Source organism: Phormidesmis sp. 146-33 (genome assembly GCF_052939515.1).
The window spans coordinates 1-20,876 of record NZ_JBJPHU010000119.1; the positions used below are offsets into that span (position 1 = coordinate 1).

Sequence of the window (20,876 nt, forward strand, 5' to 3'; positions counted from 1 at the left end):
CCGTCGCGCTCATAAAGCAGGCTGACTCGATGCCCTCGTTTGACCAATCCCCGCGTAATTTCAAATAGGTTTAATTCCTGTCCGCCCCTGAGTGATGTGGGTTCCTGTTCTAGCGCAATTAAGTGCATAACCTTCCTCTTCTAGTAAATGCGTTTAAGTCTGGTTTGAAGCCTTTTCATAGTTACTCTGCACTGACTTGATGCTGCATCTGGTGGTAGTTCCAGAGTTTGCCGCGTTGGTTAAGCAGTTCTTGATACGTGCCTTGTTCGATGATTTGGCCTTGTTCCAAAACGACAACTTTATCGGCTCGGACAATGGTGGATAATCTATGTGCGATCGCAATCACCGTTCTTCCTTTTGACAGTTGCTCTAGTGATTGTTGAATCAATCGTTCAGAAACTGAATCCAGGGCGCTAGTTGCTTCGTCTAAGATCAAAATTTCGGGATCACGCAGCAAGGCACGAGCGATCGCTAACCGCTGACGTTGACCGCCAGAAAGCCGCACCCCTCGATCGCCTAACTGTGTCTCAAATTGGTCGGGCATTTCGAGAATAAAGTCGAGCGCGTTGGCTTGTTCGGCGGCTCTCAAAATGGCTTCGTCGCTGGCATCTTCTAAACCGTAAGCGATATTGTATCTGACCGAAGCGTTAAAAATAAAGGTGTCCTGGCTGACGATCGCCATCCTCTGTCGTAGAGAATTGATGGCAAACGATCGCAAATCTCGACCATCGATCAGAATTTGTCCGCCAGTCGGATCATAAAAGCGAGGAATCAAATCTACCAACGTTGTTTTTCCGGCTCCCGAACCCCCGACCAGGGCTGTCATTTTGCCGCGTTCGATAGTGAGCGTAATGTCTCTGAGAACGGGCTGACGAGGATTGTAGCCAAACTCAACGGCCACAAAATCAATCGATCGCCGCAGTTCACTAAACGGATAGGTTCCATCTTGCAAATAGGGCTTGTTGTCACTTCTAAGGATCTCTTGAATGTTGGCGATCGACCCGCCAAAACCACTGAGTTGAGCGCGATTGCCGTTAATTTCGTGGAGAGCAGGCACCAGCCGAAACAGAATAAACAGAAAAGTTAAGAGGGAGGCTGTTTGCAGGTTTCCGTTTGCGACAAATACGGTGATGGCCAGAATGATCATGCTAATCAAAACCGTCGTGGCCAACCCTTCTGCTACCGGCCGCACCAGTGCCCACCGAGAGGCCGCTTTCATGCTGGCCTTTTGTAAAGTACCACTAGCTTGATAGAAGCGTTTTCGCTCATAGTCTTGAGTGGCAAAGGCTTGTACAGTGCGGATTCCGTTGATGAATTCTAATGCGATCGCTGTGAATTTTCCATTCGCTGTGGAAACTGCAAAACTACTTTCGCGCACTCGTGCATTCAGTTTGGTTAATCCTGCGATTAATAACCCGAACAATACGATCGACACTAGCGTTAACTGCCAGGAGATCGAAAACATCAACGTCACGTAGACCAGCAAAGTTAATCCTTTGGTGATTATATAAGCCAACAGTCCAAAGGCGATTTGTAGGCGACCGATTTCACCTGTGATCGAGTTGATCAGTTCTCCTGAATTGGTTTTGCCAAAGTAGCTGAGGCTGACTGCTTGTAGTTGCTCAAAGATGCGTTTTCTCAAGCGATCGACTAATTTTTGTTGACAGAGTTCGGTATAAAACTGCGTCAAATAATTAAAGCCTGCTCGAATCCAGGTTGACACCAAAATCAAGCCAGAAACTCGGTACAGTCGATTGGTAGCCGAAGAATTGATGTCTAGAACCCAAAGATCAAACCATTGAATTCCTGTTTGAAAAGGTTGTGCATCGGGACTCACCAAACTTTGGAGAAATGCAAGCAGGAATCCGAAGCCAAATCCCTCAAATGCTGCCGAACACAATGCAAACGTGATTGCAGCGATCGCTATCCACGGGAAATATTGAAACTCATGTAAGATCAAAGAATTTTCTTGCCAAAGGTTGCTTCCTCTAACAAGATTACGCACTGGATTAGGAAACTTCTTAGCTCGCATAAATAATTAGACTAGAGGGGCCGAAACTCAGGTTAAAGTCGGCGGTTTGCAATGAGTGTATGAGTTGTACCTGTAAACTTTGGGGCATTGCTGATTGGAGGGATGAATCTGTGAGAAGCGTCAAGCTTTTCGCCCCCTAAATCCCCCATTCTGGGGGACTTTGAACATTTGGTTCCCCTTCACATTGGGGCAATTCATCCCATGATTCAGCAACGCCAACTTTGGCTAAGATTTGGACTCTAAACTTTAGACTCTGGACTTTAGACTCCGTGCAAAGCAGCTTTTGAGTTTGAAGTCTGAGGTCAAATGTCACCAATTTAGGGAATTCCAGTAGCGTTTGTCTAAAGTCTAAGGTCTAAAGTCTAAGGTCTAAAGCATGAGTACTCGCAAACCGCTCACCATTCTCTCAACAAGCCCCAAATCCAGAAAGTACCCTGGGCACCGTTCGTAATAGGATCTTGAAATCGCCTGATAGTGACCAATCGCGGAGATATTGCAAATCCCGATCGTTCACCATATCAAGGTCTAATAGCGTCGATCGCGCTTCAACCTGCCACGCTCCGGTGATTCCTGGTAAGGCATTCAGTCGTTCTTGGAGTTCTGGGCGAATCCGAACAGCATCATACAGGGCCCAGGGTCGCGGGCCGACAAGGCTCATTTCACCGCGCAACACGTTAAAAATTTGGGGCAGTTCGTCCAGGCTGTATTTGCGTAACCACCTGCCCAGAGGTGTGATGCGAGGGTCGTCTTCCCGCTTGTGAAGGCTCGATTGTGACTGATTGGCCATCACAGCATGGTGATTGTTTTCGGCATCCACGCTCATCGTGCGAAACTTGAGCACTCGAAACAGTTTGCCCCGTTCACCAACACGCCATTGACGAAACAAAATCGGGCCAGGAGTAAAAATCTGTATCGCCAGCACGATCGCCAACATCACCGGACTCAACACCAGCAGCATCAAGGTGGCCAGACTCCAATCAAAGGCTCGTTTGCACCACCAGAGTCCTCTGCGCTTTTGGGGCAGGCGGGAGGCGGCAGGCAGACGCAAGTAGAGTGTCTTCCCCGCTTGTTCGCAAGCATCTGCCCAAAACTTGAGGGCGGCTTCGCTGAAACTAGCATCGACGCGAACCAGGCGAATGGGAGAACGCTTGAGACATTCGATTAGCCATTCCTGGTCAGCCAAAGGCGGTAGTGAGTTGTCTTGTGGCGATTGGGTAGGGTAAACGATCAATTGTTTGCGCCGCCATTTGAGAACGCATTCTGGAAAGCCAACCGTCGATCGCTGCCAGGTAGGAGTGTCGAGGGTTTTCAGGATTGCGGGATTAAACGTTGTCATAGGTATCCGACTTGTTTCAGGGTTAAGCGTCAAAAAGGAGTAGTCAGGTTGACCACATCCAGACTGTTAAAGGCATTAGCTGTGGGATGGAAGTCCCCGAACTGATTTGGACTTAGGCGGATAATAAATAACTCAAATGTTAATCAGCAGTCCGACGAATAAATCAGCTAGAAGTTAGAGATGTAAATTTTGGTTACTTTTGAGAAGCAAATTTTTTCGGATGGTCTAGTTCGTCCAATCCATGCCGTTTTTCAGGGATCAGGGCGCAACGATTCGTTTGGTAAAGCGGACATCGTAAGCGTCAGGAGCGTTGGATCAGGCGGGTCTCGATCGCTCCCTTCTGCAATTTCAGTCAATCGGACGTTCATTATATACATTATATAGATGTGCCAAATCACCTATTCCTTTGTGCCCGTACCCTTTGGCGAGAAGCTGGGTTCAAAGAAGTCATGCAGATTTTGGTGTACTGGCTTGATTTGGTGCAGCGTGAATTTTTCCCTCATCCAACCTTTTTTAGACATCAGAAGAATGAGAGATACCCCGCTTTCTTCCCGAATCGGTAGGGCTGAGGATCACGGAATTTGTGTGTGAATTTGGTGATAATTTACACTTATGACGATCGCTTTACTGAGCGTAGCCTAGCGAAAAGGACAGCCACCCGATCGCCGCTCCCCCGATTACCAACCACGCCGCATTTACCTGAAATCGAATCGCTAAAACAGCACTGACTAACGCGATCGCGACCGCCAAAAAATCAAGATAAGGAGCCGTCGGTTTTCCTAGAGTTGCGATTGCTAACTGTAATGTGACGACAGCCATCAACGCCAACGCACTCGCATTCACTGCGTCCAAAAATGCGGATGCCCATTTCGATCGACGAAAGAATGGAATAAAAGGATTTAACGCAACGACAAAAATAAAGGATGGTAAGAAAATTCCAACCGTTGCGACAATGGCTCCCGGAATACCTGCGATTACATATCCAATAAAGGCGGCCGTCGAAAGAATCGGGCCAGGCGTAAATTGACCAATGGCGATCGCGTCCAACAATTGTTGTTGAGTCAGCCAGCCATATCCCTCAACAAATTCGCCCTGAATAAATGACAGCAAGACGTAGCCTCCCCCAAACAAAATGCTGCCAATCTTGAGAAACGACCATCCCAACTGCCACAGCGAAACTTGAGAAGTCGCCACGGTCGCCGCACTTGCCTGCAAAACTGTGCCCGTCACAAGACCAGCGATGAGTAGATTCGCCTCTTCTGTAGAATTGCCGTGATCGGGAAACTGAAGCCAAATCATTCCCAACAATCCGCCGCTTAAGAGGGCAACAATTTCGTTGACGCGACCAAACCAGACGAGGAGCGAGACGGCGATCGCAATCACCCAAAGCTTACGAGTTTTGACGGCTTTTTTGCCCAAGCGCCAGAGCGCATCTAAGACGATCGCCAGCACAGCAGGTTTGATCCCATAAAGCAGGAATGCAATTTGAGGAATCGTACCAAATGTAACGTAGACCCAGGCGAATGCAACCGTGATGACGATCGCAGGCAAAATGAATCCAACGCCCGACACAATCAAACCCAGCCATCCTCCATAGACATAGCCAATATGAATCGCCATTTCTGTCGAGTTGGGCCCAGGAATCAGGTTAGTCGCGCCCAGCAAATCGAGAAACTGCTCCCGTGTCAGCCATTGGCGCTTTTTGACGACTTCATCTTCCATCATGGCAATGTGCACAGCCGGGCCGCCGAAACCGATGATGCCCAGTCTAAAAAATAGGGTGGCGAGTTCTTTGAGGCGAAGTGAGGATGAGCGTTCCATAACCTTACTGTGGAAGAATCCTCTCTTAATTGAAGCGTAAAATACCCAAAAAGCCTGTGTGCAAGTAGACTTGATTTTCTCTACGTTTGTATGCTAGGTCGCTGCAAGTTTAATAAACAAACCTGAGCAAGTATTTCTCTGATCATTAGGTAGAAATGATATGCAAAAGGGGATCTCCTAAATCAAGCAGTCTCGGATTCTCAAAGTCCCCCAGACTGGGGGATTTAGGGGGCGAAGGATCTGTAGCATTAACAAATTGATTGGGTATTATACGATCGACTGATATGAGAAAGTACTCTAAATCGACTCAAGTTTTAGCCCCAAGTGATTAGAAACCTGAGCGATAAAAAACCCCGGCCTCTTTAAGAAGTCGGGGGTCTCTTGTTCATTCCGCAGAATTGCTTGTAGAGATTGGTGACGAAGTGATCGCGCTATGATGATCCGCTATGACAATCCGCTATGATCAACTTCAATCACCCCAGCAATTTAGTAAGCATTGCGACCTGCAACGGCGTAGTAGATAAACAGCGCCAAGATTGCACCCAACACTGCGACTACAATACCGCCAAAGCTCAGACCAACCGAGCCTAGAGCGAGCGTCCCAGTTGTCAAAACTGTGTACAGCGTACCGCCCAAGAAAGCCCCTACAATACCCAAAATCATCGTTCCCAAAATGCCGCCACCTTGGTGACCGGGATAGATAGCTTTAGCGATCGCGCCTGCAATTAAACCTAAAACAATCCAAGCTAGAATACCCATTGTGTTTTCCCTCTGCTAATGTTCTCTAAATTCAAGATGTACTTACATGATCAATCACTAACGTTCACAAGCTCAGACCGCACTGAGTAGAGGCTTAACCCTTTAATGTGACCTGGTAAAGATGCAATTCAACCTTTACACCGTTCTGATTTCTGTCCTATAAACACTTCTGTTGTTCTAGATTAGAACTTCAGTAAGAAACCATTGCGGCTCGTGTTCCCTGGTGCGTTTTCCATGAGTCAAGATTAGCAATCTCAAATCTAAATCTCTGCCTACCTTGGGATAGGGAAGCGAGCAACGAAAGTAGTAACTAATACTAAGATTCCATCTACCTTTGGAGTGATAAGGCTCGTCTAGATTGGGTTCCATAAACAATTTAAGAATTTAAGCGAAATGGTAGGCTCTTTTAATGGTTGGACAAGAAATAGGAGTGCGATATATGAGTGCGATCGTTCCAGACGCTCCTAGCTGGCTGCATTGGTTAGAAAGCTGTCCGAGTACTAATCGATGGGCGATCGAGCATTTAACTCAGTTAGAATCTGGAGCCGTTGTCTTTACTCAACAACAGACTCAGGGGCGGGGGCAACATGGGCGAACTTGGTACGCACCACCGGGAGTTTTGACGTTGAGTGTTGTGCTACACATTCCTACCTCACAGCTATCGGGACTTAGTTTGATCGCAGGTTTAGCGGTGATTTATGCGGTTGAAGAATTGATTCCCGATTTAGACCATCAGTTGCGCCTAAAGTGGCCGAATGATATATGGCTAAATCAAAGAAAATTGGCAGGCCTTCTCTGTGAGGGCGTTACTCAGGGAGACTATACAAAGCTGGTTGTAGGCGTTGGACTGAATCGTTGTGCTGATTTCTCTAAGTTAAAAGAGATGATCAATCCGATTAGTCTCCATGAAGTGGTTGCGGTTCCTGATGAATTTGATTTTCTCGATCGCATTCGTGCTCATCTCTTGAAAATTACTACGCCTTGGCAATCATTACAGTATTCTCAAAACCAATCTATTTTGCAGTCTCTATTATCTGATTTGCGCGATCGTGATGCTCTCTTGGGTCATACCGTTACGATTGAACTGCATGGAGAAACTGTGACAGGTAAGGCGGTTGGGATTAACGATCGGGGCTGTTTGCTGGTGAAGTTAGCTGATCAGAGCATTCGCAGCTTCACCTCTGGGCATGTCAGCCAAATTGAAGAATGAGCGATGAAGGATAAAAGAATTGATTCAATTAGTCGGGATGGACTGGTACATTGAGTTTAGAAATTTAGGCGGATTGTTTTGCGATCGCTCATTCTATGAACTCCTCTGATTCTCCGATTTGGCGACCTTTTACGCAGATGAAAACCGCTCCTCCAGCGCTCAAAGTCGTGAGAGGAGATGGCATCTGGCTAGAATTGGAAGACGGGCGACGGGTGATGGATTGCATCTCAAGCTGGTGGGTGACAATTCATGGACATGCCCATCCCGTCCTGGCCGACGCGCTCTATCACCAGGCAAAACAGCTAGAACAGGTCATATTTGCCAACTTTACCCACGAGCCAGCCGAGCAGTTAGCCCGCAGACTGCTGACGCATTTACCAAACGCTTTGACGCGGGTGTTTTTCTCAGATAATGGGTCTACTTCCGTCGAGGTGGCGCTCAAAATGGCGTATCAATATTGGCGCAATCAAGGCGAACCTCGCACACGCTTTTTGGGCTTTGAGGGGGGCTATCACGGCGATACGATCGGAGCCATGTCGATCGGCGGAAGTTGTGACTGGTGGCAGCCGTTTCGGTCGTTGATGTTTGAGATGGAGGTGGTGCCATTTCCAGCAACGTTTGATGAAGATTCTGAAGTTGAGAATCGTGAAAATCAGGTGTTAGAGAAGATTGAATCTTATTTAAGTCGCGATCGCTATGCAGGCATTTTTATCGAACCGCTGATTCAAGGGGCGGGGGGAATGCGGATTTGTCGATCGCAGTTTCTCCGATCGCTGCAAGATTTGGCTCATCAGTTTGGCGTGCTGTTGATTTATGACGAAGTGATGACGGGCTTTGGGCGAACGGGCGAGTTGTTTGCGTGTCTCAAATCCCAGACGACTCCTGATATTCTCTGTTTGTCGAAAGGATTGTCAGGGGGCTGTTTGCCGCTGGCGGTAACGTTGGCCAGTGAGGAAATCTATCGATCGTTCTACAGTGACGACGCGAATAAAGCGTTTCTGCACGGCCATTCCTTTACTGGGAATCCCTTAGCTTGTGCCACAGGATTGGCTTCTCTCACACTTTTAGAACAGTCTCCACAACGGTTTCGAGAGCTAGAATCTCAGCATCGTCAATACTTAAATCAATATCTAAAGGAACATTCTAGAGTCGAAAAAATCCGAGTTTGTGGAACGATCGCAGCAATGGAAATCACAACGCAGGAGCAATCAGGTTATTTCAACACGATCGGATCTGATTTGCGCGATCGCTTGCTCGATCTGGGGTTCTTTCTGCGTCCACTCGGCAATACACTTTATCTAATGCCACCTTACTGCATCACCGATCACGAATTGGAATCAATTTATCAAACAATTCATAAAGTTTTAGATACGATATAACTCACGAACCAATCAGCTTCTTTAAATACAAGTAAGCCTCTTCGGGAGAACGCATCGCTGATTCTTTTTCGTTAGGAATGTAGAACTCCCAACTGTCTGGAAAATGACGCACCACAAAACTGGGAATTAACCCTAGTTTCAGTGCTTTTCGACCTAGCGCTTCGGCTTGTTCTGCTAGTGTAATTTCGTCGTTGAATGGAGCGTTACTCATGGTTAAAATTTCTCGATCGAGCTAATTTCCCAATCCTAGATCATCCCCGTCCTATTCCATCCTTCTTTTGGTTTCTTTTTCCTCAAATCAGCCGCTTGATTTCCTCAACCCAGCGTCGCCGCTCTGCGTGTTCCAGGTTCAAAATCTCGTCGCGTGACCAGTGAAAGTGCAGCGCAATAAAGACTACCTCCTCGTATAGCTGCTCTAAGGGGTAGCCCAAAATTCCCCCGATGGGCAACACTCGACGTAGGGCTGATTGAGTTGATTGAACAAGGTTTGCAGGTAAGTGAGGTCGGGGAGAAACAGGGCTTCGAGGTCGGAGGGCGCGATCGTCTCCCAGGTTCCCAATTGAGTAATCACCTGTGATAAGAGTATTAGCGTTCCATAGTTGGGGTCGTCTTGCAGAGGGCGATCGTTCTGGATCAAAAGTTCATCGTTGCCAGTCACCCGCCGCATCGTTCCTTGTTGCTGCAATTTTCCGGTAGCATCGATCAATCCTTTGCAAAGTGTGAAATTGAATGCGATCGGTTTCATGTTCTAACGTGTTTTAAGAAGCGTTCAGTTGCAATACATTTGGTGAGGGCGAAGTATTCGTTGACACGTTGCCAGGATCTTCTAATTCATTAATTTGACGGTAAAACTTCTGTAGATAACTCAAATCACAAGCGAACAATCCCTCAATCACAGTTGGGGTAATTTCCTGTAAGATTCCCAGTTGCGTAATGACTCTCGTTAAGATGATCACCGTTGCATAAGCAGGATTGGTTTTGACGCGAGGATCACGCATTGGAATGATTTCATCGATCGCTCTTGACAATCGCATTACACCCTGACGGTGCAGATTTCCTTCGCCATCGAGATAGCCTTTGGGTAACGTAAACTCAAATTCAGTTTGCATGTCGCCTCCTTAATTCTCCGCTCCTTAATTCACCGCAACCCGCTTCAAGCCTTCTACTGCCACTTCCAACTCTTCGACGACAAATCCACCTTCGGCTGCACTCAAATCTGTAATGCTGTAGCGCATAGGCACGCCGGACTGAAACTCCAACCGAAATTGCGCCTCGGCTGCCTGGTTATACACGACTAGCGAACCGTCTCGACGCTGTTTTGACCAGTTGCCCTGCCCCACCGTTTCCATCCAATTCCACAACGTTGCTGAGACGGTCAGACCTCGCCGCAAAATCAGATTGGTGTAGGTGACATTCCCCGGAATTTTGGTGCGAACCACTCGACCGATCGACGTGCCCGCTTTGCCCCAGGTTTGAGGGGTGACTTCGCAAGCCTCGATTACCGCTTGGCTCACCTGAAAGCCTTGACATTCGCTAAAGTAGCCGTCTACAGAATCGTCGCTGCCATCGAGTTTGAGTTCCAAATAAAAGCGACAAGCGGTGAGAATTTCGGGAAAAGCAGTAGGCATTTAAGGATCTTTGAGCGAGAATTTCATGCGTTCAAATTGCAACTCGAATGTCCAGGTTTCCAAATCGCTGCTAGTTGCGGTTCGAGCCGGGACTTCAAAACTGCTGGGGAGAACTCCGCTAAAGTCGTATTTGATGCCCACTTTGCCGTCGGTGCCTGAATAGTAGACGTTGACGGTCATATCTTTGCGGAGCGATCGCGCCTTAGCTGCTTCCCCCAAATTGGCTTTAGAGGAGCAATCTGAATACCACTGATAGAGTTTGGTGTCGTCACCCTGCTGATGTTTGCCGGGAATTAAAACGATTTTGACGCTGCCATATTTGGGCTGACTGGGGACGCTGAGAATCAGGGCTTTGCCTTTGGGGCCAGAGCCGATCGAGTTCTCGGCCTGAGCGGGTGACATATCGACTTGCCAACCGCTGACTTCTTTGACAATTAGATTCTTCAAATCGGTCAACTCTACGTCAAAACTGTCTTTAGATAAATACTCTGGAACGTCTGCCATATTGGGTTCTCCAATTTGAAGGGATGAGGGAATTCAGGAAGAGATGAGAGATGAGGGGATTCAAGAAGGGATGAGGGACACCTTCGCTGCGGTACAAATCCGGGCAGCCCCCTAAATCCCCCACGAGTGAGGGACTTTGAAAGAAGAATATAATCTGAAAGTCCCCCAGATTGTGGGGCTGGGGGGCAAAAGTGCTAAACAACGAAGCGGAAAAATTCACCGAATTCACACCGTTTTAGGAAGCGCGCTCAAATTGATCGACTTGCAGGGTGAAGGTTTCTTCAAATAGACCGCCGTCGATCGTTAGGGAATCGATCGTATATTTGCAAATCCAGGCGTTGTCGAGTCGCCAGGAGCTAATCTTAGTACCCTCGGAATTGTAGGCATCGATCGAGCCTTTTTTGCGGGCAGAATCGGGAAAGCCTTTGCCGTTCTCAGATTTGGGCATACATTCTTGCAGCCAGGTACGCATTTTGGAACTGGTACTTTTTTGATCGCCACTGGCCAATGTTTTTAAGGTAATTTGGGCAGATTGTTCTCGCTTTTTGGTTAGGGTTTGGCGCACGCCTCCTCGTTTGCCGGACATCTGCACATCTCCCCCTTGAACATCGGTTTTGTAGGGCGGAATATCTACACTCATAAACAACAAAGCATCCAATCCGTCGATCACTAATTCAAAATTTTCAACCGTTACGATCGCCATTTCAATTCTCCTTCAGCTATCAAAATCCACAACTCAAACTTACTGATTGGGCGACCACTGACTAATCTGGAAGATCACAAATTCCGCAGGTCGAACTGGGGCAACGCCGACTTCGATATACAAACGACCTTTCATAATCGTGTCGGGCGTGTTGATCGTGGCATCACATTTGACATAAAACGCTTCTGCGGGAGAACCGCCAAACAAAGCACCTTGTCGCCATAATCCTTCTAAGAAATTGCTGACGGTGCGGGTGACTCTGGCCCACAAATCTTGATCGTTAGGTTCAAATACGACCCATTGCGTACCCATCTCGATCGACTTGGCAATATAGCTCATCAACCGTCGCACACTGATATAGCGCCATTGAATATTGTCAGGTTCGACTAAGGTACGGGCACCCCAAACTTTGTAGCCGCGTGTGTAATTTGAAAAGTTGCGAATGCAGTTGATGCCTTTGGGGTTGAGCAATTCTTGTTCGCGAATATTGACCTCGTAAGCTAAACCAATCACGCCTCTTGGCGTTTCGTTTGCAGGCGCTTTGAACACGCCACGTTCTTGATCAACTCGCGCCCAAATGCCCATCATGTGACCACAAGGCGGCACCAATATCGGCTTACCACTATCACGAGGATTTGCAACTTCGATCCAGGGATAATAAAGTGCTGCAAACTGAGAGCGGTAGTTAAACTTTGACAACCATTCTGCAACATGCTGCGGCTTTTGCTGGTCAGGAGGTACCTTTGTATTGGTTTCTTTCCCCTCGGCGTTTTTGCCAATCTGCACCGGAGGAGTATCGATCACCGCCATGCGAAACGGAGGACTCGGAAACGAGGTTTCACAGGCACCAATGATCATCACCATAATCGCGTGTACCTGGTCGAGATCCAGCCAGCCTTTCTGGAAGGCAAGCATCAAATCAGGGCAGGCAACCATCGCCACTTCATCAACCTCAAATAAGCCTTTTATCCCGGTACGATCGCTGCTTGCTCCAGGAAGCTTGACCGCAAAATCTTCTTGGGTTCGCACTTGGGGAGGTGCGGGAAATGGATAAGTTCCATTGCTCGGTCGCATGGCCAAAGCAGGGCCTCCTGCACTAGGATCGATTGCGATCGTCACATACTTAGAATCTTTTAACTTCTCTGCAACCACCGCGCCATTGTTGGCCATCGAAAGATTACTGTAAATTGGGGTTTTCTTCTGCGTGGCGGCATCAAGAGGTTCAACAAGCTGACCGCCAACCCGCACTTCGATTTCAAAGAATTCTCCCGTGTCCACAGGGGTCTTGCCGTCAACGGTTGGGGGCGTACTCGGCAAGATCGAGACGGTCACTGCTCCTTTGGGTGCTTTATCGTCAGCGGGAGGTTCCTTAGCAGTAATTTTAAGTGAGGGACGATTGCCACCGGCCGCAATCAGTAGAGGCGGTGCAGCAGGCTTGTCATCCTTTTTCCCCATGCCCGTACCAATGCTCGTCACCCAACAGCGCCCGCCCCCATTTTTGAACCACCCATCCACCGCAAACGGCAGATAAGCATTGAAGTCGGTGTAGCCGTCAGACTTGTCTTTGGCAAAACATTGTAGATATTGATCCCAACTAGTGACCAACGTTGGTTGAAACACTTCAGCCCCGCCCCGGACATCTTCGGTAAAGCCAATGAATCCGGCAACGCTTAAGCTCACACCCTCGATCGGACGACTGCCGCGATCGACCTCTTCAACATATACGCCAGGAGCAAAGTAATCTAACGCCATGAGCAGAAGTCCTCCAAGTTAAGTAAAAAAGTTAATTGTGTTGACTGACTACGCAAGGTGAGCCATGTGAGCAAAAAGGCACTGTGACAACTACCTGCACTGAGGGCCGCAACGGTACGCCTAACGCTCGCCAGAGTTGTGCCGTCTCACTCAGGTCTTGACCCGAAACCCTCATAGGCAATAGCCCCTGGTGTCGCAAAATGGGAGCGAGAGACGCTTCGGGTAGAAAATGATGTCGTAATAGCAGAGTCAACACCTCCGATATCAAATGCTGTTCGCTCAGGGCGGTTGAGTCCCAAACGCTGATCAAAAACGAAACATCGACCCTTTTAGCAAGTAAATTTTCTGATGAAATTGACGCGGAAGCGTCTGGATAGCGAACCGCGTGGGCAAAACAATGTTCGCGTAGGTCGTAGCAGTAGAGATTGAGGCGCAGTCCTGGAAGGGAGCTTGTGCCAGGGTGATTAAAATAAATTTGCTCTTTGCGAATGAGCGAAATTTCACTAGACAGAATTTCCGCCAAGGTTTGGGCGATCGCAGAAATCATAGAACTCAGGTCGATAGACCGTACAGGTTATAGATTAGGGATTTGATCACCCAAACGTTATTAGACCTTTGTCGAAATTTTAAAAAATATGTGGGAATGGATAAATTCTCCCTCATTGCGATTAATCTAGGCGATGAGTAACTTTTAGTACCATTTCCTCTTTTTAGGGAATCAGGGGGCATTAAAATGAGGTAATACCGCTAGATGTCTTTTTGATCTATCAGTTAATCTTCGGTCTGGTTTGTGTGGTTCCTAGTTTTATCCAACGCTTCTAGGCAAGTCTTTTCGACTCTATTCAACTTTCTCCAAAGAATTCGTTGCGTTAGACACTACTTAATATGTGTTCACTTAGCCTGCTGGACACGAGAGATGTTTATCATCTCCACCTCAAGCAGTTAGCAGCCCAATTGCCCCTGGTTGCAGCCTGTCTTGTATTCCGATCGCTCAATTCTGATCGTCAAGTGATCACTTATTGCGATCGCGATTCCTCCAAGTTGGATTCTGATTTGGATATAGAAGCGATCGCCGTTAGAGTCGAAGCCTGCCAGGAACAAATTCTGTCTATTCTACAGGTCGTAGAACTTAAGTCAGCAGTTCATTACAAATCCTATGTTTGTTTATTATCGCTGCGACCTGATTGTGAGTACTTGCTAGTATGCTGTGATGAATGGCTCTCTGATCACCAGCAAGCTATTATCCAACAACAAGCCCACGTTATCAGGCAGTCACTACTCTTACACGAGGAGTATTCCCGTCAAGAAGCCAAGATACAGCTTTTAGAACAGATCGTACAACGAGTTGAACATCAGCTACGAAATCCCTTATCGCTGATTAGTCTCCATGCAGATCTGCTTCATTTACAACTGCCAGAAGGACGGCTCAGACAAGAAGTTGAAACGATTCAAGAAACTGCTAAAGATCTGAGTTTGAACCTGAAGAACTTACTCTATTGTGGATCGCAAGCAGGACTCAATATCACAGCCTGCGACCTGCGATCGCTCTTTCAAGCCAGCGTGACCCAACTCAAAGAATCGATCGCTGACAAACAGCTAGAGATTCACTATTCAAATTCCTCGGCGATGCTGACGGTAGACGGTTGGCAGATTCGACAGGTGTTTGACAATCTCTTGAGTAATGCAATTCATTTCAGCCCACCGGGAAGCACAATTTCCTGTCACTGGCAGGTTTTTCACTCCGAAGTTTTGATCGAGTTCTCTGACCAGGGATCAGGCTTATCGCCCACCGATCTCACCCAGGCATTCGTCCCTTTCTACTCTCGACGCTCCGGCGGGACGGGACTAGGACTGGCGATCGCTCAGAAGATTATTCTCGACCATCAAGGCAGTCTCTGGGCCGAAAATTTGCCCCAAGGCGGAGCGCAGTTTTCGATTGTCATTCCCCGACTTAGCTCATAGAATTCACCTTCCCACTCAGGTTTCTCTACTATGTCACTCCTTACTATTTCTGTTTTGTTAGTGGACGATCGCCCCAGTTTTCGTCAAGGATTACGAACGCTACTCGACTTTTATAGCGTCACCGGATCGATGCAGTTTCAAGTGGTGGGCGAAGCGGCGACTGTCGATCAAGCCATTCACCTCACGGCAGAACAACATCCCACGTTAGTCTTATTAGATTTAGAACTGTCACAGAGCAGTGGCATTGATTTCTTGCTGCATCAAAAAGCCCAAAATGCGACGACTAAAGTTCTTGCGCTCTCGGCTCATCAAGAGGATGAATGGGTGTTTCGAGCAATGCAAGCAGGTGCCTGTGGATACGTATTCAAAGAAGGGTTAGCGGCTCATTTGTGTGAAGCGATCGCGACCGTTTTGCAAGATCAAGTTTATTTGCCTCCCGATGTCGCGACGAGTTTTTTCCGGCTGTTCCATTTCTACGCAGGTCGATCGATTCAGGCGCGTCAGGCTTGTCGGCTCACCGATCGCGAGCAGGAAGTGTTGAAGTGGCTTGTACAAGGTGCCTCCAACGAAGAAATCGCTAAACATCTCTACATCACCGTTGCCACCGTCAAAGCTCACCTCACCGCCATTTTCGAGAAAGTCGGAGTCAGCAGCCGAACACAAGCGATCGTCAAAGTTCTCAAACTAGGACTGGTATCAGCATAAGAGTGAGGAGTGAATTGATATTGATCTTGATATTCATACAACACCCAGCGCTTTTCCTCCGTCCTCCGTCCTCCGTCCTCCGTCCTCCCTCCTCCCTCCTCCCTTTATCCATGAGCAATCATCTCGCGATCGCGACCGTCACCGCTGTTCTCCGCAAAATCCTGCAAGATCAAGTGGCAGAAGAAGGATTTCAAGTGACGACCGATCGCCCAGATATGCTGCTGCGAGGGGCGTTAGAGCGACGGGTAAATGTGTATTTGTATCAGACCGCATTGAATCCAGTTTGGCATCAGAAGTCTGATCTGAGACAGCGAAATCGCAGAGGAGAATTGGCCACGAAATCGCGAACGGCACTTGATTTACATTACATGTTTAGCTTTGTGGGAGATGAATCGCGACTGGAACCGCAGCGACTTTTGGGACGAATTGTGCGTACTTTGAGTGACGATACGGTGATTACTGGGGCAATGATTCAGAGAACGCTGGCGGATGAAGACTTTCGCTTTTTGGATGGATCAGATTTGGCGACTCAAGTCGAAGATATTCGCTTTACGCCAATGGATCTGTCGCTAGAAGATCTCTCTAAAGTCTGGTCGGTGTTTTTTCAATCCCCTTACACGCTCTCGATCGCTTATAAAGCCTCCGTAGTCGTGGTAGACGGAGAAGATTTGGCACAAAAAGCGTTACCCGTTCGCGATCGTCGATTTGCGGGTTTTGCGCCTTTTACCAGTCAACCGATCGTCGAAACGGTGCTCTCTCAAGCGGGAAAATTTGAGCCAATTTTGGACAACAGTTCGCTTCTAATTCTCGGCAAAGATTTGAGCGGGGATCAAACGCGGGTAAGGATCGGTGGGTTTGAAGTTGCCCCAAATCAGATCAGTGAAACTCAGATTGTGCTCTCGTCGCTGCGAAACTTGCGATCGGGTGTGCAGTCTTTACAAGTGATTCAGGGAGCGATCGAGTCCAATGTGGCGGCGTTTGTTTTGCGTCCTTCGATTGTTGATGTAACGGTTCTCAATTCTGTTGATGATGGTGATAATTTATACGCTGCTAACGTTGTTGTTCGAGTGAATCCGATCGTTGGAGCGCAACAGCGAGTCCTGTTAATTCTCAATGAGTGGACGACAGATCAACCTGTGACTTATTTATTTCAAGCAAGCAATCGTACGGTTGATACAGAAACGATCACCATTCCCATTCGCGAGGTCAAAGCGGCGGATTATCTGGTTCGGGTACAAATTGATGGGGCTGAGAGTCTGCTGTTTGTTGAAGAAAGTGATGCTAATTCTGTGACATCAGGTTGGTATACTCGTCCAAAAATCGCGATCGGCGCATGATCACAGCTTTAACCTGGCACGAACAAAATCAACAATTTTTGATGGCAGCGATCGCTCAAATTCGATCTCGTCTCTGTCAACTGGCTCAGATTGAAACTTCACCCGATTTTGAAGCGATCGATCCCACGTTTGGGTCTGCATTGGATCGGTTGAGTGAGATTTTTGGGCTGTCGGTGTTCGATCGTGAAGTGCTGTTACTTTGTGCAGGCATGGAATTTGACAGTGGTTGGTCGGCTTTGTGTGCAGAAGCCCAGGGCGATTCTCAACTCAATTATCCGACGTTGGGTTTAGCGTTGCGACTTTCATTCCATTCCGATTGGGCAGGCTTGCTCCCGACGGCTCCTTTACGACGCTGGCGACTGATTGAAATCGGCGGCGGCAACGCACTCACAGCCAGTCCTTTACGCATTGACGAACGAATTCTTCATTACCTGGCAGGCTTGTCTCATTTGGATGATCGCCTCTCTACCTTTGTCGAATCCGTCCAATTTAATTCAGACCCGATTCAGCCTTCTCACCAGCAAATCGCTGCCCAAGTTTCTGCCCTGTGGCAACAAGATTTTTCAAGTTTCCCGATCATGCAACTCTGTGGAGCCGATCCCGTCAGCCAACAAGCGATCGCTACGACAGCCTGCCACAAATTAGGATTATCGCTCCATCGCTTGAATGCAGAATTACTGCCCACTGATCCCAATTCATTACACTTAATCCAACGCCTTTGGGAACGGGAAGCTATCTTAACGAATAGTGCGCTGTTACTCAATTTTAGTTCAGATTTACTAGAAACTGAGAGAGGGCGATCGATCATTCAGTTTATAGAAACGGTGCGCTGTCCGTTAGTTGTGATGAGTCGCGATCGCCATCATCCCCGGCAACGCTATCTAGTCACGTTTGAGATTCCCCCACTTACGCGCCAAGAACAGTACACCATTTGGCAAAACGCTTTAGAAGGCAATGCTGAGTTGAACGGGACGATTGAAACCCTTACCTCCCATTTCAATCTCAACGCCACCACAATTCAAACGATTTCACGTACAGCAGTAAATCAAACCAAAAATACACTCTGGAACACTTGCCGAATTCAAGCACGCCCCAATTTAGATAGTCTTGCCCAACGCATTGAGTCCGATTCTGAGTGGACTGATCTGATCTTGCCAGAGCGCGAACAGCAGATGCTGCAAGACATTGCCATTCAGGTCAGACACCGTGCCAAAGTGTACGAAACCTGGGGATTTGCTGAAAAAGGCGATCGTGGATTAGGAATCAGTGCCCTCTTTGCAGGGTCAAGCGGAACGGGCAAAACGCTGGCCGCCGAAACCCTGGCAACCGAACTAAAACTCGACCTTTATCGAATTGACTTAAGCGCGGTTGTCAGCAAGTACATTGGCGAAACTGAGAAAAATTTACGTCGCGTCTTTGATGCCGCAGAAACGGGAGGCGTGATTTTGTTATTTGACGAAGCCGACGCAATTTTTGGCAAGCGATCGGAGGTCAAAGATTCGCACGATCGCCACGCCAACATCGAAGTCAGCTACCTGTTACAGCGCATGGAAGCCTACCGGGGATTAGCCATTCTCACTACCAATCTCAAAGACTCTCTGGATACCGCTTTTCTGCGTCGCATTCGCTTTGTCGTGCAGTTTCCCTTTCCCGATGCCAAACAACGTGCTGATATCTGGCGACAAATCTTCCCCACCCAAACGCCCACGCAAGGATTGGATTTCGACAAACTCGCCAAGCTCACGGTCGCTGGCGGAAACATTCGCAATATCGCTCTAAACGCGGCATTTTTGGCAGCAGAAGCCAATCAGCCTGTGAAGATGGAACATTTGGTACAGGCGGCAAAACGCGAGTATGTCAAGCTGGAACGATCGATCGCCGATTCCGAAGTCAAAGGCTGGGTGTAACTCGACGAAAGTCTAATCTTCTGTAATTCATTTCGGTGCCACAATAAAACATCTTCACGCTGAGGCTTGTGATGCAGAAACAGCAGATTCAAAAGAAAGCAAATACGAATCCAACCGCTAGTTCGGTGATTCCAACCCGTCCATTTGCACCTCAAAAACCTGCATCTTCAGAAGCTCAGTCACATAACCTTCTCGCCAAACCGCTGTTTCCCATTCAGGCAAAACTGACGATCGGACAGCCCAATGATAAGTATGAACAGGAAGCCGATCGGGTGGCTCATCAAATCGTCAATCAGATTCAGACACAACCGATTCAACGGCAAGAGATAGCTGAAGATGAAGAATTGAGGATGAAGTCGATCGCCCAACGGCAATCTGAAGCCAGCAGTATGACCGCAGATCCAGAGGTAGAAAACGCAATTCGACGATCGCGTGGTAGCGGACAGCCCCTTACAGCCAGCATTCGAGAACCAATGGAGCAAGCGTTTGGTAGCGATTTTAGTGGCGTTAGAATTCATACCAGCCCTCAAGCTGACCAGTTAAATCAGTCGCTGCAAGCAAAAGCCTTCACCACTCAACGGGATATCTTCTTTCGACAAGGAGCGTATTCGCCTCAGAGCAGCAGTGGGCAAGAATTGTTGGCACACGAATTAACTCATGTAGTGCAGCAAACCGGAACGATCCAAGCGACTCCCCAGATTCAATGCTTATTCACCGATTACGACAGCCTCAACAGCACTGAGAAATACTATGTTGATAAAGTGCTGCCCTTCGGCAAAAATACTAAGGACGCTAAATCAGCCGTCAAGCAACTCTATAAAAACGATACTCGGTTGTTTACCTCCCCTGAACGCACTGCGCTTGCACAGCTTGCACAATCCTCAAACGGAAGAACCTGGTTAAAAGATTCAGGATTCACCAACGGAGACATCCATGCCTATGCAGTTGTTCTAGGATCAAATTTTCCAATGCCAGTAGCCGATTACGCTGAGGGCACAGATTTTGGTGGCTGGGAAAATTTACCCTCTGGATTTAGGCTATGGACTGCCTCCTATGCTGGCGTGAATCGGGCACAGCAGAATGTTCAGAATAAGCCTCCGATGTGGAAGGTCGATGCGATCGAAAGTAAAGATCCCGCTACGGCAAATGCTGCAAAACAGCGTATTTACGCACGCGATGCTCAAGTCTGGCAAGATACCTTGACCGATCCCACGCAGGCTCAAAAAAATCGACTCACAGATCCAGGAGGAGCAAACCTAACGGCGAACGAGAGTACTGAAGTTCAAACTCGAACCACGCTGGCAACCGAAATTGTGCGGCGGTTGTTTGTGGTCATGCAATACGGCTTAAATTACTACGACACCCAAGGGGCACTCAACAACTGGACAGAACAAGTAGCCGTTGCGCTTTCCCACGGAGGGCGAGTGAATATCCGCATCCCAGCCGCCAAAAAAGACCCAAACCGATTCTTTAAATGGCTGATTGGTGAAGAAGCAGAAACTTCTGGAGTCCACACCAGAACAGCCGGAACTCACCGTGTTGCGATCGGCGAAGGGCAGACTGGATCATTCAAAGAGAAGAAAGGGTTTGGTGCAGCCATTAATGCAAAAGTAGGTACTGAAACAGGTGAAACGCATCACTACGGGTTAGACCTGCCTGTGGGTGGACTGGGCAACGTCGATATCAATGGTGCAGTCATTCTCCCCAACGGCTCCTATGGACACCTCTATATTGGCTACAAACCGCCCACAGCCACGCGAGACGGAGCGCTGTTGATTGGCTGCGAGACGGATGCCCCTGGTAGCACAAATGCATTAGGACATAAACATGATTGGCGAGCC

At 48.1% G+C, this 20,876-nt stretch carries 20 protein-coding genes; 7 read left to right on the plus strand and 13 right to left on the minus strand.

Annotation, left to right across the window (positions count from 1 at the left end; genetic code table 11):
• Positions 1 to 181 precede the first annotated feature (181 nt).
• The 4 genes from hepA to ACJ2PR_RS29470 all read right to left on the minus strand — a co-directional run bounded on the left by hepA (position 182) and on the right by ACJ2PR_RS29470 (position 5,948).
• Positions 182 to 2,032 (minus strand): heterocyst formation ABC transporter subunit HepA, encoded by a 1,851-nt coding sequence (gene hepA, locus ACJ2PR_RS29455; protein WP_446879655.1) that lies wholly within the window; start codon positions 2,030 to 2,032, stop codon positions 182 to 184.
• A 406-nt stretch (positions 2,033 to 2,438) separates the two neighbouring features.
• A complete protein-coding gene (gene hepC / locus ACJ2PR_RS29460) occupies positions 2,439 to 3,368 on the minus strand; it encodes a heterocyst development glycosyltransferase HepC (RefSeq protein ID WP_446857681.1) in 930 nt (309 codons plus the stop codon).
• Positions 3,369 to 3,992: 624 nt separating this feature from the next.
• Positions 3,993 to 5,189 (minus strand): chromate efflux transporter, encoded by a 1,197-nt coding sequence (gene chrA / locus ACJ2PR_RS29465; protein ID WP_446879656.1) that lies wholly within the window; start codon positions 5,187 to 5,189, stop codon positions 3,993 to 3,995.
• Positions 5,190 to 5,675: 486 nt separating this feature from the next.
• Positions 5,676 to 5,948 carry a GlsB/YeaQ/YmgE family stress response membrane protein gene (locus ACJ2PR_RS29470; RefSeq protein WP_446857683.1) on the minus strand — a complete coding sequence of 91 codons (273 nt, stop codon included), beginning with the start codon at positions 5,946 to 5,948 and terminating at the stop codon, positions 5,676 to 5,678.
• A 439-nt stretch (positions 5,949 to 6,387) separates the two neighbouring features.
• Between ACJ2PR_RS29470 and ACJ2PR_RS29475 the strand changes: the two genes are divergently transcribed.
• Both ACJ2PR_RS29475 and bioA read left to right on the plus strand, forming a co-directional pair.
• Complete coding sequence (locus ACJ2PR_RS29475; RefSeq protein WP_446879657.1) at positions 6,388 to 7,158, plus strand: biotin--[acetyl-CoA-carboxylase] ligase; 771 nt, start codon at positions 6,388 to 6,390, stop codon at positions 7,156 to 7,158.
• 95 nt (positions 7,159 to 7,253) lie between these two features.
• Positions 7,254 to 8,537: an adenosylmethionine--8-amino-7-oxononanoate transaminase gene (bioA, locus tag ACJ2PR_RS29480; RefSeq protein WP_446879658.1), complete on the plus strand. Its 1,284-nt coding sequence runs from the start codon at positions 7,254 to 7,256 to the stop codon at positions 8,535 to 8,537.
• A gap of 1 nt (position 8,538) precedes the next feature.
• Here the strand turns inward: bioA and ACJ2PR_RS29485 are convergent, their stop codons facing one another.
• The 9 genes from ACJ2PR_RS29485 to ACJ2PR_RS29525 all read right to left on the minus strand — a co-directional run bounded on the left by ACJ2PR_RS29485 (position 8,539) and on the right by ACJ2PR_RS29525 (position 13,671).
• Positions 8,539 to 8,748 (minus strand): hypothetical protein, encoded by a 210-nt coding sequence (locus tag ACJ2PR_RS29485; protein ID WP_446857686.1) that lies wholly within the window; start codon positions 8,746 to 8,748, stop codon positions 8,539 to 8,541.
• An 82-nt stretch (positions 8,749 to 8,830) separates the two neighbouring features.
• Positions 8,831 to 8,968, minus strand: a complete 138-nt coding sequence (locus ACJ2PR_RS29490; RefSeq protein WP_446879659.1) for a DUF6760 family protein — start codon at positions 8,966 to 8,968, stop codon at positions 8,831 to 8,833.
• The gene (locus tag ACJ2PR_RS29495; protein WP_446879660.1) at positions 8,953 to 9,282 is read right to left on the minus strand and encodes a phage tail assembly protein; all 330 of its coding nucleotides are present in this window, start codon (positions 9,280 to 9,282) and stop codon (positions 8,953 to 8,955) included. The genes ACJ2PR_RS29490 and ACJ2PR_RS29495 overlap by 16 nt, the downstream gene beginning before the upstream one ends.
• Positions 9,283 to 9,295: 13 nt before the next feature.
• Complete coding sequence (locus ACJ2PR_RS29500; RefSeq protein WP_446879661.1) at positions 9,296 to 9,646, minus strand: hypothetical protein; 351 nt, start codon at positions 9,644 to 9,646, stop codon at positions 9,296 to 9,298.
• Between the two features lie 24 nt (positions 9,647 to 9,670).
• Positions 9,671 to 10,165 carry a phage tail protein gene (locus ACJ2PR_RS29505; protein WP_446857690.1) on the minus strand — a complete coding sequence of 165 codons (495 nt, stop codon included), beginning with the start codon at positions 10,163 to 10,165 and terminating at the stop codon, positions 9,671 to 9,673.
• Positions 10,166 to 10,669 carry a phage tail protein gene (locus ACJ2PR_RS29510; protein WP_446857691.1) on the minus strand — a complete coding sequence of 168 codons (504 nt, stop codon included), beginning with the start codon at positions 10,667 to 10,669 and terminating at the stop codon, positions 10,166 to 10,168.
• 235 nt (positions 10,670 to 10,904) lie between these two features.
• Positions 10,905 to 11,372 carry a phage tail protein gene (locus tag ACJ2PR_RS29515; protein ID WP_446879662.1) on the minus strand — a complete coding sequence of 156 codons (468 nt, stop codon included), beginning with the start codon at positions 11,370 to 11,372 and terminating at the stop codon, positions 10,905 to 10,907.
• Positions 11,373 to 11,411: 39 nt separating this feature from the next.
• A complete protein-coding gene (locus ACJ2PR_RS29520) occupies positions 11,412 to 13,124 on the minus strand; it encodes a phage tail sheath family protein (protein ID WP_446879663.1) in 1,713 nt (570 codons plus the stop codon).
• Positions 13,125 to 13,155: 31 nt separating this feature from the next.
• Positions 13,156 to 13,671: a Pvc16 family protein gene (locus ACJ2PR_RS29525; RefSeq protein ID WP_446879664.1), complete on the minus strand. Its 516-nt coding sequence runs from the start codon at positions 13,669 to 13,671 to the stop codon at positions 13,156 to 13,158.
• A gap of 338 nt (positions 13,672 to 14,009) precedes the next feature.
• Between ACJ2PR_RS29525 and ACJ2PR_RS29530 the strand changes: the two genes are divergently transcribed.
• The 5 genes from ACJ2PR_RS29530 to ACJ2PR_RS29550 form a co-directional block, all read left to right on the plus strand.
• Complete coding sequence (locus ACJ2PR_RS29530; RefSeq protein ID WP_446879665.1) at positions 14,010 to 15,086, plus strand: sensor histidine kinase; 1,077 nt, start codon at positions 14,010 to 14,012, stop codon at positions 15,084 to 15,086.
• Positions 15,087 to 15,116: 30 nt separating this feature from the next.
• Positions 15,117 to 15,791, plus strand: a complete 675-nt coding sequence (locus ACJ2PR_RS29535; RefSeq protein ID WP_446857696.1) for a response regulator — start codon at positions 15,117 to 15,119, stop codon at positions 15,789 to 15,791.
• 110 nt (positions 15,792 to 15,901) lie between these two features.
• Positions 15,902 to 17,128 (plus strand): DUF4255 domain-containing protein, encoded by a 1,227-nt coding sequence (locus ACJ2PR_RS29540; RefSeq protein ID WP_446879666.1) that lies wholly within the window; start codon positions 15,902 to 15,904, stop codon positions 17,126 to 17,128.
• On the plus strand, positions 17,125 to 19,035 hold the full coding sequence (locus tag ACJ2PR_RS29545; RefSeq protein WP_446879667.1) for an ATP-binding protein: 1,911 nt from the start codon (positions 17,125 to 17,127) through the stop codon (positions 19,033 to 19,035). The genes ACJ2PR_RS29540 and ACJ2PR_RS29545 overlap by 4 nt, the downstream gene beginning before the upstream one ends.
• A 71-nt stretch (positions 19,036 to 19,106) precedes the next feature.
• On the plus strand, positions 19,107 to 20,876 hold a 1,770-nt coding region (locus tag ACJ2PR_RS29550; RefSeq protein ID WP_446879668.1), incomplete at its 3' end, for an eCIS core domain-containing protein.

Excerpts from the sequence above, each read along its gene's own strand:
- ACJ2PR_RS29495 (WP_446879660.1), bottom strand. The coding sequence starts at position 9,282 with ATGAAACCGATCGCATTCAATTTCACACTTTGCAAAGGATTGATCGAT.
- ACJ2PR_RS29475 (WP_446879657.1), top strand. The coding sequence starts at position 6,388 with ATGAGTGCGATCGTTCCAGACGCTCCTAGCTGGCTGCATTGGTTAGAA.
- ACJ2PR_RS29470 (WP_446857683.1), bottom strand. The coding sequence starts at position 5,948 with ATGGGTATTCTAGCTTGGATTGTTTTAGGTTTAATTGCAGGCGCGATC.
- hepC (WP_446857681.1), bottom strand. The coding sequence starts at position 3,368 with ATGACAACGTTTAATCCCGCAATCCTGAAAACCCTCGACACTCCTACC.
- bioA (WP_446879658.1), top strand. The coding sequence starts at position 7,254 with ATGAACTCCTCTGATTCTCCGATTTGGCGACCTTTTACGCAGATGAAA.
- hepA (WP_446879655.1), bottom strand. The coding sequence starts at position 2,032 with ATGCGAGCTAAGAAGTTTCCTAATCCAGTGCGTAATCTTGTTAGAGGA.
- ACJ2PR_RS29505 (WP_446857690.1), bottom strand. The coding sequence starts at position 10,165 with ATGCCTACTGCTTTTCCCGAAATTCTCACCGCTTGTCGCTTTTATTTG.
- ACJ2PR_RS29485 (WP_446857686.1), bottom strand. The coding sequence starts at position 8,748 with ATGAGTAACGCTCCATTCAACGACGAAATTACACTAGCAGAACAAGCC.
- ACJ2PR_RS29545 (WP_446879667.1), top strand. The coding sequence starts at position 17,125 with ATGATCACAGCTTTAACCTGGCACGAACAAAATCAACAATTTTTGATG.
- ACJ2PR_RS29525 (WP_446879664.1), bottom strand. The coding sequence starts at position 13,671 with ATGATTTCTGCGATCGCCCAAACCTTGGCGGAAATTCTGTCTAGTGAA.
- ACJ2PR_RS29515 (WP_446879662.1), bottom strand. The coding sequence starts at position 11,372 with ATGGCGATCGTAACGGTTGAAAATTTTGAATTAGTGATCGACGGATTG.
- ACJ2PR_RS29535 (WP_446857696.1), top strand. The coding sequence starts at position 15,117 with ATGTCACTCCTTACTATTTCTGTTTTGTTAGTGGACGATCGCCCCAGT.
- ACJ2PR_RS29530 (WP_446879665.1), top strand. The coding sequence starts at position 14,010 with ATGTGTTCACTTAGCCTGCTGGACACGAGAGATGTTTATCATCTCCAC.
- ACJ2PR_RS29540 (WP_446879666.1), top strand. The coding sequence starts at position 15,902 with ATGAGCAATCATCTCGCGATCGCGACCGTCACCGCTGTTCTCCGCAAA.
- ACJ2PR_RS29500 (WP_446879661.1), bottom strand. The coding sequence starts at position 9,646 with ATGCAAACTGAATTTGAGTTTACGTTACCCAAAGGCTATCTCGATGGC.
- ACJ2PR_RS29510 (WP_446857691.1), bottom strand. The coding sequence starts at position 10,669 with ATGGCAGACGTTCCAGAGTATTTATCTAAAGACAGTTTTGACGTAGAG.
- ACJ2PR_RS29520 (WP_446879663.1), bottom strand. The coding sequence starts at position 13,124 with ATGGCGTTAGATTACTTTGCTCCTGGCGTATATGTTGAAGAGGTCGAT.
- chrA (WP_446879656.1), bottom strand. The coding sequence starts at position 5,189 with ATGGAACGCTCATCCTCACTTCGCCTCAAAGAACTCGCCACCCTATTT.